Origin of the sequence: Kitasatospora sp. NPDC001547, assembly GCF_042894165.1 — a bacterium.
Lineage (GTDB): Bacteria > Actinomycetota > Actinomycetes > Streptomycetales > Streptomycetaceae > Kitasatospora.
The window spans coordinates 308,161-324,441 of sequence record NZ_JBIAVL010000001.1 but is presented as its reverse complement, the minus strand read 5'-3'; the positions used below and the strand labels follow the sequence as shown (position 1 = coordinate 324,441).

Annotated in this window: 12 protein-coding genes; all 12 read left to right on the top strand. The window is 74.5% G+C overall.

The genetic code is table 11. The annotated features are described in order from the left end of the window. The first annotated feature begins 7 nt into the window (after nt 1–7). Nucleotides 8–451, top strand: a complete 444-nt coding sequence (locus ACFY0X_RS01350) for a hypothetical protein (protein WP_387747512.1) — start codon at nt 8–10, stop codon at nt 449–451. 222 nt (nt 452–673) lie between these two features. After that, nucleotides 674–2,521 carry a phage tail sheath family protein gene (locus tag ACFY0X_RS01345; protein WP_387747510.1) on the top strand — a complete coding sequence of 616 codons (1,848 nt, stop codon included), beginning with the start codon at nt 674–676 and terminating at the stop codon, nt 2,519–2,521. A 7-nt stretch (nt 2,522–2,528) separates the two neighbouring features. After that, complete coding sequence (locus ACFY0X_RS01340) at nt 2,529–3,053, top strand: phage tail protein (RefSeq protein WP_387732895.1); 525 nt, start codon at nt 2,529–2,531, stop codon at nt 3,051–3,053. Between the two features lie 11 nt (nt 3,054–3,064). Then, nucleotides 3,065–3,796 (top strand): hypothetical protein, encoded by a 732-nt coding sequence (locus tag ACFY0X_RS01335; RefSeq protein ID WP_387747508.1) that lies wholly within the window; start codon nt 3,065–3,067, stop codon nt 3,794–3,796. Continuing rightward, nucleotides 3,789–4,490 (top strand): hypothetical protein, encoded by a 702-nt coding sequence (locus ACFY0X_RS01330; protein WP_387747506.1) that lies wholly within the window; start codon nt 3,789–3,791, stop codon nt 4,488–4,490. The genes ACFY0X_RS01335 and ACFY0X_RS01330 overlap by 8 nt, the downstream gene beginning before the upstream one ends. A gap of 170 nt (nt 4,491–4,660) precedes the next feature. After that, complete coding sequence (locus tag ACFY0X_RS01325) at nt 4,661–5,929, top strand: DUF4255 domain-containing protein (RefSeq protein WP_387747504.1); 1,269 nt, start codon at nt 4,661–4,663, stop codon at nt 5,927–5,929. 21 nt (nt 5,930–5,950) lie between these two features. After that, nucleotides 5,951–8,029, top strand: a complete 2,079-nt coding sequence (locus tag ACFY0X_RS01320) for an AAA family ATPase (RefSeq protein ID WP_387747502.1) — start codon at nt 5,951–5,953, stop codon at nt 8,027–8,029. Beyond that, complete coding sequence (locus ACFY0X_RS01315; RefSeq protein WP_387747500.1) at nt 8,020–8,400, top strand: hypothetical protein; 381 nt, start codon at nt 8,020–8,022, stop codon at nt 8,398–8,400. Before ACFY0X_RS01320 ends, ACFY0X_RS01315 begins: the two co-directional genes overlap by 10 nt. Continuing rightward, nucleotides 8,397–14,645 (top strand): DUF4157 domain-containing protein, encoded by a 6,249-nt coding sequence (locus tag ACFY0X_RS01310; protein ID WP_387747498.1) that lies wholly within the window; start codon nt 8,397–8,399, stop codon nt 14,643–14,645. Before ACFY0X_RS01315 ends, ACFY0X_RS01310 begins: the two co-directional genes overlap by 4 nt. 34 nt (nt 14,646–14,679) lie before the next feature. Further along, nucleotides 14,680–15,282, top strand: coding sequence for a hypothetical protein (locus ACFY0X_RS01305; protein WP_387747496.1), 603 nt, complete (start codon nt 14,680–14,682; stop codon nt 15,280–15,282). After that, nucleotides 15,279–15,926: a hypothetical protein gene (locus ACFY0X_RS01300; RefSeq protein WP_387747494.1), complete on the top strand. Its 648-nt coding sequence runs from the start codon at nt 15,279–15,281 to the stop codon at nt 15,924–15,926. The genes ACFY0X_RS01305 and ACFY0X_RS01300 overlap by 4 nt, the downstream gene beginning before the upstream one ends. Beyond that, nucleotides 15,923–16,267, top strand: a complete 345-nt coding sequence (locus ACFY0X_RS01295; RefSeq protein WP_387747492.1) for a hypothetical protein — start codon at nt 15,923–15,925, stop codon at nt 16,265–16,267. The genes ACFY0X_RS01300 and ACFY0X_RS01295 overlap by 4 nt, the downstream gene beginning before the upstream one ends. Nucleotides 16,268–16,281 lie beyond the last annotated feature (14 nt).

Here is a 16,281-nt window from a genome sequence, read left to right as displayed (position 1 = left end):
GAGGACCATGTACCAACTCGCCCTGTCCCTGTGGCGCACCTGTGTGCCCTACGTCGTCGCCTTCCTCGTGGTGCAGGCCGCGCGGCTCGGCGTCCGCCTGGACGACGCCTCCGTCACCTCCGCCCTGGTCACCGGCTTCGGTACGGCCTACTACGCGGCGTTCCGGTTCCTGGAGCACCGGTTCGGCGCGAACTGGGGCTGGTTCCTGGGGGCCGCCCGGCCGCCGTCCTACCAGCCGCCGACTCCGACGTCGACCCCGACCCCGGCGGCGGTCACCCCGCCGACCGCGTCGGCGCCCGCGCCCACTCCTACGCCCGTTCCTGCTCCCGCTCCCGCCGCGCCCGCCCCCGAGCCGGCGCCCCCCGCCGCACCGACGCCGACGCCGAAGCCGGAACCGGCGGAGCCCACGACGGCCCGCCCCGACTACCGGAACCTGCCCGAAGGCGGCTGACCGCCCGCCCGGCACCGACCGGGGGTTACGGAGTTCCCGCTTCCACAGTCCCCACATAATAAGCACAGTAATACAATTGGCTTTTCAAGTTCGGGTCTTGACGAATAGTCCCCCGAATCTGAGACTGAGCCTGCCACCAATGCATCGGGGCCACGCGGCCCGCCCGCGATCCGAATCGCTTTCTCCCGGTCTCTTGATGCACGAAGTGAACGGAGGGGGAATTTGCCGACGACACCGACCTATCCGGGCGTCTACATCGAAGAGCTTCCCAGCGGCGTCCGTACCATCACCGCGGTGAGCACCTCGGTGACCGCCTTCGTCGGGGCCACCCGGCGCGGTCCGCTCGACCAGCCCGTCACCATCACCAGCTTCGCGGACTTCGAGCGCCGGTTCGGCGGGCTCGCGAGCCAGAGCCCGGTCAGCTACGCCGTCCAGCAGTTCTTCCTCAACGGCGGCTCGATCGCCGTGGTGGTCCGGGTCGCGGCGGCCGGCACCGGCGCCGCCGCGGGCGTCACGCTCGCCTCCACCCAGACCTCCACCGCCACCCCGGCCCTGGAGGTCACCGCCGTCGAGCCGGGCCTCTGGGGCGCCTCGCTGCGGGTCGCCGTGGACTACCGGACGCCCACCCCGGCCGAGACCTTCAACCTCCAGGTCTTCGACACCTCGGGCGCCGTCCGGGAGTCCTTCACGGACCTGTCGGTGCGGGAGGCCAGCCCCCGGTTCGCCGAGACGGTGGTGAACGGCGGCTCGGCGGTCGTCCGGGTGAAGGTCCTGGCGGAGAGCCGGCCGGACCCGGTGGGCACCGTCTCCAAGCCGTTCGCGGCCACGCTGCCGGACCTCACCCACGAGGTCCAGGTCAAGATCGGCGACGTCGCGCGGACCGTCAGGATCCACGACCCGGCGGCGGACGGCCCCGCCCCGACCACCGTCGCCGAACTCGCCCTGCTGCTGGAGCGCAAGCTGCGCGCCCTGCCCGACGCCCCGGGCCGGCGGGCCTTCGCGGGCACCCGGGTCAGCGTGTTCGGCCGGCAGCTCCAGGTCGTCGCCGGCTCCACCGACCCGGCCGACGTGGTGCGCTTCCTCGGCGAGGCCGCCAACAACCTCGGACTGGAGGGCTCGGTCAACCCGCCGGTCCTCGCGCTCGCCGGCGGCCAGGACGGCGGGGCCCCCGGCCTGACCGACCTGATCGGCAGCGAGGCGGCCAAGACCGGCATCCAGGCCCTGCGGGACGTCCAGGACGTCAACCTGCTGGTGCTGCCGGAACTGGCCGGCTACGCCAGCGTCGACGACGCCGTCACGGTCGTCTCCGCCGCCCAGGCGCTCTGCGTGGAGAAGCGGATGTTCCTGATCCTCGACTCGCCGCAGGCGTGGACGACGCTGGACGCCGCCCGGGCGGGCCTGTCCGCCTTCGACTCCGTGCGCGGCGACCACTCGGCGCTGTACTTCCCGCACCTGGAGCTGGTCGACCCGCTCACCGGGCGGCTGCGCAGCTTCCCGCCGTCCGGCACCGTCGCCGGCGTGATGGCGCGCACCGACGCCCAGCGGGGCGTGTGGAAGGCGCCGGCCGGCACCGAGGCCGGCCTGCCCGGGGTGCGCGCGCTGACCGTCCCGCTGACGGACCGGGAGAACGGCCTGCTGAACCCGCTCGCGGTGAACTGCCTGCGGACCTTCCCGGTGGTGGGCCCGGTGGTGTGGGGCGCCCGGACGATGGCCGGCGCCGACGTGCTCGGCTCGCAGTGGAAGTACGTCCCGGTGCGGCGCCTGGCGCTGATGCTGGAGGAGAGCCTCTACCGCGGCACCAAGTGGGTCGTGTTCGAGCCCAACGACGAGCGGCTCTGGGCCCAGATCCGGCTGAACGTGGGCGCGTTCCTGCACTCGCTCTTCCTGCAGGGCGCGTTCCAGGGAACGTCCGCGCGCTCGGCCTATTTCGTCAAGTGCGACCGGGACACCACCACCCAGGACGACGTCAATCGCGGAGTGGTGAACGTCGTGGTCGGATTCGCGCCGCTGAAACCCGCGGAATTCGTGATCGTCAAGATCGAGCAGCTCGCCGGACAGTTCGAGGTTTAGGATCTCCATGGTCGAGTTCACCGTCAATCCGCACCGGTTCGATCCGTACAAGAACTTCAAGTTCCTGGTGGTCTGGGACGGCCGGGTCGTCGCCGGGGTCAGCAAGATCAGCCCGCTCAAGCGCACCACCGAGGTGGTGAAGCACCGCAGCGGGGGCGATCCGAGCGCGCCGCGCAAGTCGCCGGGCCGCACCGACTTCGAGGCGGTCACCCTGGAGCGCGGGGTCACCCACGACCCGGAGTTCGACCGCTGGGCCAACAAGGTCTGGATGGTCGGCGCGGGCCGCGGGGCGGAGGTCTCGCTCCGGGACTTCCGCAAGGACCTGGTGATCCAGGTGCTCAACGAGGCCGGCCAGGTGGCCGTCGCCCACAAGCTGTACCGCGCCTGGCCGAGCGAGTACCAGGTGCTCGGCGAACTGGACGCCAACGCCAACGCGGTGGCGATCCAGAGCCTCAAGCTGGAAGTGGAGGGCTGGGAGCGGGACGAGGAGACGCCCGAACCGGAAGAGCCGTCGTTCCAGCAGCCGGCCTGAGCGGCCGGCCGATGGAAAGCGCCGGGCAGGCCGCCCTGTTGGCCACCTGGGAGGCCGGGCTGGCGGCCGGCCGCACCGGGCGGGCCCTGCTGCTGCACACCGTCGCCCGCCCGGGCGCCGGGACGGCGGAGCTGCTGTCCGTGCCGGTCGGCGAGCGGGACGCCGAACTGTTCGGCCTGCGCGCCGAGTTGTTCGGCGAACAGCTCGACGTGCGGGTCGGCTGCCCGGACTGCGCGGAGGAGATGGAATTCGCCTTCGCCGCCCGGGAGTTGATCGGCACCGCACGCCCGGAGCCCGGGCCGCTGCGGGTGGAGCTGGACGGCTGGCGGGTCGGCTTCCGGGTGCCCACCCCAGGGGACCTGGCCGCCGCCGAACAGGCCCCTGCGGGCCTGGCAAGGGACGTGCTGCTGGAGCGGTGCGTGCTGACCGCCGAGCACGACGGGGAGCCGGTGGCCGCCCAGCGGCTCCCCGAACCGGTCCAGCGGCGGATGGCCGAGGCCGCGGCCGCCGCCGACCCCTGCGCCGACGTCCGGCTGAACCTCAGCTGCCCCGAGTGCGGCCGGGCCGCCCACGCCGAGCTGGACATCGCCTCCTACCTCTGGGAGGAGCTGGACGACTGGGCCCGGGCCACCCTGCTCGACGTCCACCTGCTGGCCACCGCCTACGGCTGGAGCGAGACGGAGATCCTGGCGCTCAGCCCGCTGCGGCGCCGCTACTACCTGGAGCTGTGTGCAGATGGCTGACCACTTCGACCGCCTGGTGGCGAAGGGCGACCCGGACCGAGCCGGGTCCGGGGTGCGCGTGCGCCCGCGCCTGCCGGGGCCGTTCGAACGGATCGACGCGCTCGGACCGGCCCGGCCGGCCCCCGGCGACGAACCGGCCGTACCGGACCGGGCGGGCGGGCCGCCGGATCCCGCTCCGCTCCCCCGGCCCGCGGCGGCGCCGCGACCGGCGGCGGCCGAGGCGGCGCCCCCGTCGGCGGTCCGCGACGGCCGGCCCGCCGCCGCACCCGTCATCCCTCCGCTGCCGCGCACGCCCCTGCTGGTCGCGCCGCCGACCGTCCGCGCCGGCACGCCGGCCGTCGACCCGCTGGGGCGGGCGGCGGCCGCCCGCCCGGCAGCCGTACCGGCCGTCGCCGCGGCGCCCGTCACCGCACCGCCCCGGACCGCCGCGGCCGGGGCACCGCCCCTACCGGCACGGCCCGCCACCACTCCGGCGGCCGGACGGCGGGCCGCCGCGGCGACCGCCCCGGGGCACGCTCCCGGGGCCGGGGCCCGCGGCCGGCAGCGGCCGGTCGAACGGGTGGTCCGGGTCCAGATCGGACGGGTCGAGGTCAGGGCCGCCGAGCGCACCCCGGTCGGACCGCGCCGCACGGCCGCGGCCCGCCCGGCCCCGGCCCTCGACCTGGACGGGTACCTCAACCGGGAGCCGTCATGACCGGGCGGGTGGGCACGTGAGCGAGCGGAGCGAGCGAACCATCGAGAGGTGCGCGTGGGCGAATGCCCTCGCCGAGCGCAGCGAGGCGGGCGCATGAGCGAGCGGAGCGAGCGAACCATCGACAGGTGCGCGCGGGCGGACGCCCCCGCCGGCCCCGGCGAGGCGGTCGCATGAGCAACCACCTCGCGATCGCGACCGTGAGCGAGGCGCTGCGGCTGCTCATCAGCCGCTCGCTCTCGCCCGACATCCCGTTCGCCGTCGAGGTCGGCGCCCGCAAGCCGCCGACCGAGCCGCCGACCGACCCGGCCATCACCGTCTTCCTCTACCAGGTCACGCCCAACGCGGCGCTGCGCAACCGCGACGCGCCCACCCGCGCCGCGGACGGCACCGTGCTGGCCCGGCCGACCACCGCCCTCGACCTGCACTACCTGATCAGCTGCTACGGCGAGGAGTCCCAGCTGGTCGGCCAGCGGCTGCTCGGCTGCGTGATCCGGGCGCTGACCGAACAGCCCATGCTCTCCCGGCAGTTGATCGAGGAGGCGGCCGCCCAGCCGTACCTGGTCGGGGCGGACCTGGCCGCCTCGCCGCAACGGGTGCGCTTCACGCCGACGGTGATGGACGTCGACGAGATGTCCAAGCTGTGGAGCACGCTGCTCCAGACGCCGTACGCGCTGTCCGTGCTCTACCAGGCCACCGCCGTCCTGGTGGAGGGCCGGGTCGATCCGATGGCCGGCAAGCCGGTGCTGCGCCGCAGCGTACGCGCCCTGCCGTCCCGCGGGCCGGTCGTCGACCGGGTGCGCTCCCGGCCCGCCGGGTCCCGGGGCGCCCCCGAGGAAGGGCCGGTGACCAAGGACCGGGAGCTGGTGGTGGACGGCTCCGGGCTGCGGGCGGACCTGGTGGTGGCCCGGCTGGGCGAGCGGCGGGTGACGGTCGACCCGGCCGGCGTCCGGGACGACCGCCTGGTGGTCGCCGTACCGGCGGACCTGCCGCCCGGCGTGCACCGGGTGCAGGTGCTGCACGGACTGGCGCTGGACGGCCGCCCCGCCGCCGAGCACCTCGCCGTGGAGTCCAACGCCCAGACCTTCGCCCGGCAGCCGCGGATCGTCGCGCCGATCGGCACCGCGGACCGCCACGACGGACCGGCCGGCGTCTCGGCCCGGCTGGACGTCCGGCTGGACCTGCCGCTCCGGGACGACCAGCAGGTCCTGCTGCTGCTGGACGAGCTGCACCCGCCCGCCGGGCGGCCCGGGGCGAGCCACCAGTTCCGCGCACCCGCGCCGCCGCGGCCTCGCACCGACCCGTTCGAGGTGCGGGTGCCGATCGTCGGCGTACGCCCGACGGCGTACCTGGCCCGGGTCCAGGTGGACGGCGTGCCGAGCGAGTTGACGGTGTCCGACGACGGGTCCTTCACCGGTCCCGTCGTGGACCTGACGCACTGACCGCAGGACGGGGGGAGAGGGATGAGCACGCGCCGGAGGCAGGGCCGCGAGGGCCCGGCGGACGAGCCGCACCGGCGGTCGCTGTCGGCCGCGGTCGCCGCCGTGCTCGAACGGGTCGACGCGCACGCGGCCGGGCGCACCGACCCGCCGCCGTCGGGCGGGGCCGCGCCGTCGGGCGGGCCGGAGTCGTCGGGCGGGGCCGCGCCGTCCGGTGAGCCGGGGTCGTCCGGTGGGGCCGCGCCCTCGGGTGGGCCCGCGCCGTCCGCTTCCGCCGGCCGCCGGGGCGGGCGCCGGCAGCCCGCCACCGCCCTGGACGCGCTCACCGCCTCCTTCGGGCTCACCCCGTTCGAGCGCGACGTCCTCGTCCTGGCCGCCGCCCCCGCCATCGACCCCACCGCAGCCGCCCGGTGCGCCGCCGCGGGCGGCGACCCCGGGCGCGCGTACCCGACCTTCTCGCTCGCCCTCGCCGCCCTGGACCAGCCGCACTGGAGCGCGCTCACCCCGGTGGGCCCGCTGCGCCGCTTCCGGCTGGTCGAGCTGGACGACGAGACCGCGCTCACCGCCTCCCGGCTGCGGATCGACGAACGGGTGCTGCACTACCTGGTCGGCGTGCCGTACCTGGACGTACGGCTGCACGGCCTGCTCACCCGGCTCGGGCCGCCCGGCGAGCTGCCCGACCCGCACGAGCGGTGCGCGGCCGAGCTGGCCCGTGGCTGGACCGCTGCCGGGCTGACCGGCCCGCCGCACACCGAGCTGACCGGCGCCGACCGCCGCACCCGCTGGGAGATCGCCGCCGCGGCGGCCCACCGCTCCGGGCTGGGCCTCTACGCCGCGCACCGCGAGGACCTGCCCACCGAACCCGCCGAACGCGAGCAACTCGCCCGGCTCTGGCAGCGGGAGGCGATCCTGATCCCCGCCGCGCTGCTGGTGGAGGGCGGGGAGCCGGGCCGGGAGCGCCCGCAGGCCCCGAACGGCACCGAGGCCTTCCTCGCGAGCCTGGCGGTGCCGCTGGTCGTGTCCGGCGACGAGCTCCCGCCGGCCGGGGCCTCCGACCGCGCCCGGCTGACCGTGCCCCCGCTCGGCCCCGAGGAGCAGCTGGCGATCTGGGCCACCGAGCTGGACGGCGCGCCGGGCGTCACCGACGGCGGACTCCGCGCGCTGGCCGCGCAGTTCTCGCTGCCCGGCCACGTCATCCGGGCCGCCGCGGCGACCGCCCGGCGGGCGGCCGAGGACGGCCGGGACATCAGCCCGCTGGCGTGGCAGGCCGGGCTGGTGGAGGCCCGGATGTCCCTGGACGAGCTGGGCCGGCGGGTCGAGCCGCGCGCCGACTGGGACGACCTGGTGCTGGAGGAGCGCCAGCGGGCGACGCTGCGCGAGATCGTCGCCCACGTCCGCCGGCGCGGCACGGTCTACCAGGAGTGGGGATTCGAGTCGGTGCTGCGCCGCGGGCTCGGCGTCACCGCGCTGTTCGCCGGCGGATCGGGCACCGGGAAGACGCTGGCGGCCGAGGTCGTCGCCGGGCAGCTCGGCGTGGACCTGTTCGTCATCGACCTCTCCCAGGTCGTCAGCAAGTACATCGGCGAGACCGAGAAGAACCTCCGCCGGGTCTTCGACGCGGCCGAACGCGGCGGTGCGCTGCTGCTGTTCGACGAGGCCGACGCGCTGTTCGGCAAGCGCAGTGAGATCAAGGACAGCCACGACCGCTACGCCAACCTGGAGGTCAGCTACCTGTTGATGCGGATGGAGGCCTACCGGGGCCTGGCCGTGCTCACCACCAACATGAAGAAGGCCCTGGACCCGGCGTTCATGCGGCGGATCAGGTTCGTCGTCGACTTCCCGTTCCCCGGGGTGCCGGAGCGCGCCGAGATCTGGCGGCGGGTCATCCCCGAACGGACTCCCAGCGAGGGCCTCGACCCGGAGCGGCTCGCCCAGCTCACCGTGGCCGGCGGCTCCATCCGCAACATCGCGCTGTCCGCCGCCTTCCAGGCCGCCGACGAGGGCTGCCCGATGCAGATGCGGCACCTGCTGGCGGCCGCGCGCACCGAGTACCTGAAGCTGGAGCGCTCGCTGACGCCCTCGGAGGTCGGCGGATGGATCTGACCGTGGGGCCCGGGACGGGGCCCGGGGGTGCCGGACAGGCGGGTACCGGGCGTGGGAGCGCCGGACGGCAGGACCTCGCGCACGGGAGGGCCGGGCGGATCGAGGTGGAGATCGGCGAGCTGGTCCTCGACGGCTTCGCGCGCATCGACCACGACCGGCTGACGGCGGCGTTCCGGAGCGAACTGACCCGCCTGGTCGAGGCGCGCGGCGTGCCGCTCGCGGTCGGCGGCGACCGCGTCCTGGACCTGCTCTCCGGGCTGCCGCCGCTGCCGGCGGGCACCTCGCCGCAGCGGCTCGGCGAGGCCCTCGCCCGCGCCGTGCACGCCGGGCTGTCCGGCGGTGGCCGACGGCCGGAGCGGGGGCGGACATGACGCGGGTCACCACCGCTGCGAAGGATTCCGCACCGGACGGCAAGCAGGGCGCGGCCCGGCGCAGGACGCGGACGCGGAAGGCCCGTACGCCCGAACCCGAGGAGATCGTCTCCGGCGCCGGCCAGCCGCTCGACCCGGGCGTGCGCCGGGAGTTGGAGGCCCGGCTCGGCCACGACCTCAGCCGGGTCCGGGTGCACACCGACCGGGACTCCGCCGCACTCACCGAGCTGATCGGCGCGGACGCCGTCGCCGTCGGCCCGGACCTCTTCTTCGGCGAGGGCAAGTACCGCCCGGCCACCGAGGACGGCCGTCGGCTGCTCACCCACGAGCTGCTGCACACCGTCCAGGCCCCGAACCCGCTCGGCGCGCTGCGGGCCGGCCGCGACCTGGGCGCGGTCAGCCTGCCGCAGGACGCCGTCGAACGGGAGGCGGAGCTCGGCGCGCGCGACGGCGGGCCGGCGGCGGCGACACCGGGCGCCACGCCGGGCTGGCTCCGCTACGCGACCGTGGACGCCGACCGGTTCCGCACCGAGCGGCTCGACCCGGCCACGCTGGTCGACCGGCTGGCGGCCGGAATCCTGCGCTCGCTGCGCGGCGACCCGACCGACTCCTCCGGCCGGGTCCGTCTGCAACTCGCCCGTTTCGCCCCCGAGTTGCAGGCCTCCGTGCTCGATCGGCTGGCACTCCGGATGCCATCCTCGGACTACACCCGGGTGCTGGAGCTGGTCGAGGCCGCCGAGCACCGCCTCTCCGAGGTGGACGGCGCGCTGACGCCCGAGCCGGTCACCGGAGCCGCCGAGCGGACGGACCAGGAGCGCGAGGAGAGCGACGACCCGGAGCAGCGGCAGGACCGGCAGCCGGAGCAGGGCGCGGAACAGGGCGCGGAGCAGGAGCCGGAACAGGAGGCGGAGCGGCCGGACGGCCGGAAGCGGCGACGCAAGCACCGCAAGGGCGAGGACGAGCGGGCGGGCACCGGGGAGCGGCCGGAGGAGCAGGCGCCGGCCGCGGAGGGCGAGGCCGACCAGGCTCCGCAGGGCGCCGCGCAGTCGGCGGGGCAGCCCGCCACCGGCCCGGCCGAGCCCACGGCCGGGCCGGAGGCGGCCGTACCGGAGGCAGCCGCGGCGGAGGCGCCTGCCGCGGTGGAGGAGGCCGTCCCCGTCACCGGCGCGCCCGAAGCCGGGCAGCCGGACGCCGCCGCCCAGCCCTCGGCCGGTACGAAGCCGCAGGAGCCGGTCGCCGGACCACCGCCACAGCCCGCGCCGGTCGAACCCGATCGCCTGGACGCGGTCGCGCAGGCCCCGGACAGCCCGCTCACCCGGCACGGCCTGCTGGAGGACGACCACCGGCAGGGCGAAACCCCGGACCAGGAACGGCCGTTGGGCCTGGAGTCCGGCGCCGAGGCCGAGGTCCAGGACACCCCCGGCGCGGACCAGGAGCGGCCGCCGCAGCCGTCCGCCGCCGATCAGGAGCTGGCGCCCGGGGACTTCCTGCCCGCCGCTGACCTCGACGTGTCCGCCGTCCCGACCGTCGACCGGATGCCGCCCTCGGCGGACGGCGCACCCGCCGCGAACGCCGAGGCGCCGGCGTTCCCCGAGCCGCCCGCGACCAAAGCCGAGCAGGTCCAGGAGGAGCGGGAGAGCCGGCCGGAGGCCGACGAGGAGCCGGCCGCGCCGCCGCAGCCGGCCCGGCCCGAGGCTCCCCCGGCTCCTGCCGCGGACGCCGCTGAGGCCGCTGAGGCCGAGGACCGCAGCAGCCGCGACCTCCAGCCGGAGCGCCCGGTCGAGCAGGAGGTCGGCCCCGACCCGGCCCACGGCCAGGCCCGGGGCGCGGAGCCCGCAGAACCCGCGGCAGCCGCCGAACCCGTCGCTCCGTCCCCGCAGCCCGAGCAGCCCGAGCAGCCGGAACAGCGGGACCAGGAAGCACCCGCCGTGCCGGCCCGGGCGACCGAGCCCGCGGCCGGACCCGAGCCGGACGTCCCCGGGCCCACCACCGCCCGCACCGGGGCCGGCCCGGTCGGCGGCGAGGGCCCGGGCGGCCCGGCCGACGTCCCGGACAGCCCGCTCGGGGCCGGGCCCGACGCAGCGCCGTCCGACGCCGCCGCCCCCGGTCCGGCGGCCGAGCAGGCCGACGCGCCCGCCGGGCTCACCGCCCAGCCCGCCCCGGACGCCTCCCTGGAGGCCGGCGGCGGCTCCTGCGCGGGCCCGCAGCAGCCCACCACCGAGGCGGAGCCGGACGGAGCGGGCGGTGGAGGCTGCGCCGCGGGGGGCGGCGGTGGCGCGGCCGGCGCCCCCGCCGAGCGGCAGGAGCAGCCGGCCCCGCCCGACGTCTCCGGCCAGGACCCGCAGAGCGCGCTCGCCACCGCCGCGAGCCTGCCGCCCGATCAGATGGCCGCGACCCTGGACGGCGTGGACGGTTCGGTGGACCGTACGGTCGGTGAGCAGCACGCCCGGTTGCAGGCCGCCCCGCCGACCACCCGGCGCCCGTCCGGCGCACCACGGACCCGGTCCGGCCCGCCCGAGGCCGCGCCGCCCGCCGAGGCGGTGACGGAGCGGCTGGAGCGGGTCGGTCCGCAGGGCGCGGACGGTGAGCAGCGGAAGGCCGAGGAGAAGAAGGTCGAGGGCGGCAACCCCGGTGACCGGGTCGCCCCGCCGCACGTCGCCGACGACCCGGGCAACCAGGTGTCGGCGCAGGAGGTGCAGCAGGCCCAGGTCGCGGTCGACGGCGTGCCCTCGACCGACCCGGCGCTGAACACCACCGTCGGCCCGGCGCCCAAGGTCGAGCTGACCGGGGAGAGCGACCCGGCACGCACCGACCGGCAGGCGGCGAAGCTCAAGGAGAGCTCCGGCCGGATCCTCGGCGTCGGCCGGGAGGACACCGCCAAGCCGATGGGCGAGGACCGGATCTACCCGGACGTGCCGAAGGAGACGCTCACCGCCTCCGTCCCGGGCGGCGGCCGCCGCAAGGGCGGGGGCGCCCGCGGCGCGGTCTCCGCCGAACAGGGCATCGGCATCGTCACCCGGCAGGAGCGCGGGCCGCAGATCCAGGCGGCGGTCGGCCAGGGGCAGAGCCGGCTGGGTTCCGAGCAGGCCGAGCAGAAGCAGGGCGAGGCCGAGGCGCGGCGGCAGAACCAGGCCGAGGTCGACCAGGCGGTCGCCGACAACGCCGAGGCCCAGGCCGGTGAGCGGGGCGACGCGGCGGAGAAGGTCAGGGCCGAACGCGAGCAGTGGCGCACTGAGCAGGACGAGAGGATCTCCACCGCGGACCAGGACGCCGGCGCGGAGCACGAGGACAAGACCGGCCGGATCGGCAGGAAGCGCGCCGAGGCCGACAAGGACGTCCAGGACCGCCGGCAGCAGGACAACCAGAAGATCCAGGACAAGCGCAGGGAGGCCGAGGAGAAGGCTCAGAAGGAGAAGGACCGCAAGAAGGAGGAGTCCGAGGGCTGGTGGGGCTGGGTCAAGTCCAAGGTGAAGGCGGCCTTCGACGCGCTGGTCGAGGCGGTCACCAAGGTCTTCGACTTCTTCCGCGGACTGATCAACGACATCATCGACGGCTTCCGGAAGTTCGCGAACTGGGCGATCGACCAGGCCCGGAAGTTCGCCGTCGAGCTGATCGACAAGCTCGCCGACGCGCTGATCAGGATCTGCGACGTGCTGCTGGCGGCCTTCCCCGAGCTGCGGGACAAGTTCCGCCAGAAGATCGAGGAGTGGCGCGACAAGGCGATCGCCAAGGTCAACGAGTGGGCGGACAAGCTCAAGAACGCCGTCAACAAGCTGTTGGACGCGCTGGCGGCCGGGCTGAACGCGCTGTTGGACGCCCTGGAGGCGGGGCTGAAGGCCGCGATCGAGGCGGTCCGCAAGGCGGTCATGGACGCGATCGACTTCGTGCGGAAGGCGATCGCGGTGTTCGGGGAGTTCGCGGCCCTGATCGGCGACATCGCCCCCGACCCGGGCGGGTGGCTGAAGAAGCTCGGCACCGCCGCGGTCGACGGCATCCAGCACTACCTGTGGGGCGCGATCAAGAGCGCGGTGCGGACCTGGTTCAACGAGAAGGTGGAGTCGGTCGTCGGGCTGACCTCCACCATCGTCAACGTCCTGGTCAAGGGCTGCATATCGATGGCGCAGATCGGGCGGATGGCGTGGCAGGCGATCGTCGCCGCGCTGCCCGGGATGATCGTCTCGATCGTGGTCGAGAAGCTGGTGTCGCTGATCGTGCCGGCCGCGGGCGCGATCATGGCGATCATCCAGGGCCTGGTCGCGGCGTGGAACACCATCAGCAAGATCGTCGCTGCGATCGGGAAGTTCGTCACCTTCCTCAAGGCGGTCAAGTCCGGCTCGGCGGCCTGCCTGTTCGCCGACGCGGTCGCGGCGGGCGTGGTCGCGCTGCTGGACTTCATCTCCAACTTCCTGCTCGGCAAGCTCAAGGGAGCGGGGAAGGCGGTCGGGACGAAGCTCAAGGGGATCGCGCAGAAGATCCTCAAGGGCCTGGCCCGGGCCGGCCGGGGCGCCCGCAAGGCCGCCGGACGGGCGGTCAACAAGGCCCGGGCCAGCCTGCGCCGGGCCACCCAGTCGCTGAAGCGGCGGCCCCCGGTGGGGCGGCGGCCGGCCCGCCCCGTACGGAGCGGCCCCGCCCGCCACACCGCCCGCCCCGCCGAGCGCCCGGGCCGCCCCCGCCCGAAGCCCACCACCACCCCCCGCCGCCCCACCTCCCCCGTCGGCCGCGCCCTCAACGCCTCCCGCCAGACCGTCAAAGCCGCCCTCAACCGGGTGCGGACCGCCGCCCGCACCCTCGGCCGCAAACTCCGCAACAGCAGACTCGGCCGCGCCCTCACCAACGGCGCCCACCGCATCCGCGACGCCTACCGCAAACAGCGCGACCGCCTGCGGGCGTGGCACCAGAAGCGCCAGCAGCAGCGCGCGCAGCGCCGAGCCCACGAGAACTCGCCGGAGGCGAAGAAGAACCGCCTGGACCTGATCGTGGCTCGCATCCGCCCGAAGGTCGAGCGCCTGCTCGGCCGGGGCATCGGTCGCCTGACCCTCCGTGGGGTTCTCGGCGCCATGCGGGCGTGGTACCGGCTGACCCGTCTGAGCACCCGCGAGGACGGACCGCTGACCGCGATCACCGCCGAACTGAATCCGGAGAAGGACGTCCGGGACCACATTCCCGCGGCCGAGGACCTGGTGCGCAAGAACGAACCCGCACTGATGCGCATCCTGGAACAGCTCGGTGAGAAGCTGATCGACGCACCGGACGTCGTCGCCCGTGCCGACGTGCTCAACGAGGAGCAGCGCGCCTACCAGGAGCGCCGCAGCGCGTCGAAGAAGCCCAGCCAGGAGACCCGGCCGGCCCGCGCCGGCCTGGTCGAGGCACGTGCCATCCGCGGGGGGAACAGGCCTCCGGGACACGAGCGCATCATCATGGCGTCCGGTGGTGGCGTGGAGATCGGTGTCAGCGAGCAGCAGCAAGCCATCAGGAGCGGCGACCGGGCCGGTGAAACTCCGCCAGGACTGATCAAGGTGCTCAGCGGTCTGGGGTCGGGGCACTACGTCAAGGCCGGGCCGGCGTCGAAGGCCGCGGCGGCCGACAAGTTGGCCGAGATCGAGGACATGATCGCCCACAGCCTCGGTAAGGAGGGCGTCAGCGCGGCCGACCGATCGGCCCAAGCCCGTCAGCGGATGCAGCGGGCCTTCTTCGACCTCGTGCAGCAGCGGATCCCGCAGGACAAGTTCTTCCGTAGCAATCCGAAGGCCGCCGAAACCATGGCGGCGGCGGCCAGGCTCATGCCGACCGTCGAGGGGGCTCGCTATCCGGCGGCTGCCATGACCAACATCGCGGCCTGGCAACTCGCGAACTTCCCCGGGGCGACCTGGCAGGACGTCGTGTCGAACACCAACACCATGGCGCCACGCAACGCCGTGGCCGGCTCGCAGTACCTTCTGAACCCACAGGGCATCGCCGCCGAGCACACGAACTCCCGGACCGGGGACCTCACCAAGAAGGGCGCTCAGCTCGAAACGGCCGTGGCGGGGATGACGACGCGGTCCAAGCTTCTGATAATCCGCGCTTTCGCCAGAGCGAAGGCCGATGAACTGGTGCTCAGCGATGAACAGCTGGTCCAGCAATTCCCCTTGTGGGCGATGCACAACGCCGCGAGGTTCCTCGCACCCAACGGCCGGATAGCGTCGGACGAGAAGTTGCACCCCGGATGGCGAAAGTCGCCCGGCGGCCTGTGGATACCCTCATGACGTCTCATCCCCGTAATCCGACGAAGGAGTTCCGTTGACCCTGTTCGTGCGGCTTGTGCCCAAGGAAGTACCCGGTCGTGCCGATGTCGACAGGCTTGCGGAGGAAGCCGGTTGGGAACTCCACTCGACGAGTGAGAGCAGCGGTGGCTCCCCGTTCCAGAAGATCTGGCTGACCCCGGACCGCGGTGCGGCCGTCTACTGGATCGAGGACGATCTCCTTCAGGTCCACTACTTCCTGATCGCGGGCCCGGACCGGGAACCGACCGTCGAATTCGTCCGCGGGCGAATCGGCGTGCACGACAACGGGACCATGACGGAGCTGTTCGACAGCACCCGGGACGGCATCGCCCTCATGAACGCCCTGCGGATGCTTTCCGTCCATTGCTACGGCCCGTTCGACCCGGACATGTTCGCGCTGTTCCGTTGGGCGATGAACGATCCCGAGCCGCTCGTCCGCCGGATCGCCGTCTTCACCGCCGGCCGGGTCGACTGGGAGGAACTCCATCCCTTGTTCGTGTTCCTCCAGGAACACGACCCGGAGGAGAAGGTCCGCGACCAGGCCGGCACCGCCATCGCGGAGCGGAACCGCCGGGCCTCCAAGGAGAAGGAGTCCGACGGGGAACGAGGGGACGCGTGACCGGCTACCTGGACGCCCCGCGGCCCATCAGGTCCGGGCTGGTCATCGTCGATCCGTTGCGGGGGACGCCGCAGCGGATCGTCGTGCTGCAGTTCAATCCGGACAGTCTGGAGCGCTCGTTGGCCCCCCAGGTCGCCGGGGCGGACGGGAGCGGGGACCGGACGGAGGCGTTGCGGTTGAAGGGGCCCGCGGTCGAGACCTGGAAGTTCACCGCCGAGCTGGATGCCACCGACCAGCTGGAGGTTCCCGCTCCCAACGGGATCCATCCGCAGTTGGCCACGCTGGAGTTGCTGGTGCAGCCGGCCAGCGCCCAGCTCAGGAGCAACCAGGCGCTGGCCGCGCTGGGCACCCTGGAGGTCACCCCGATCGAGGCGCCGCTGACCCTGTTCACCTGGGGCGGCAAGCGGATCCTGCCGGTGCGGCTGACCGAACTGACCATCACCGAGGAGGCGTTCGACATCGAGCTGAATCCGATCAGGGCCACCGTCTCCATCGGCCTGCGCGTGCTGACCGTCAGTGATCTGCCGACCGGGCACCGCGGGGCCGAGCTGTACCTGGCGCACCTGGCGCAGAAGGAGCGGCTGGTCGGCGGCGCGGCGGACGGGCGGTTGAGTGCTCTCGGCCTGGGCGGGGGGCTCCGATGACCATCAACGACGCGCTGCCCGCGCCCTCGCCGTACCCGCTGACCAGCCGGTACCACGGCGTGCCGGTCGCGTTGCACACGATGCCGGACGGACGCCAGGTCCCCTATCTCCGGCGGCGGTTGCTGCCGAGCACGGACGGGCTGACGCCGCTCGCGGAGCACACCGTCAGCACCGGCGACCGCCTCGATCTGCTCGCCTACCGCTACCTCGGCAGCGCCGACCAGTGGTGGCGGATCGCCGACGCCAACCCGGTGGTCGATCCGCGGGAGCTGACCGCGACGCCGGGCCGGCGGATCACCATCGCGCTGCCGGGCGCCGTACCGGGGGTGGGCGGTGGCTGACGCCTCGGCCGTCG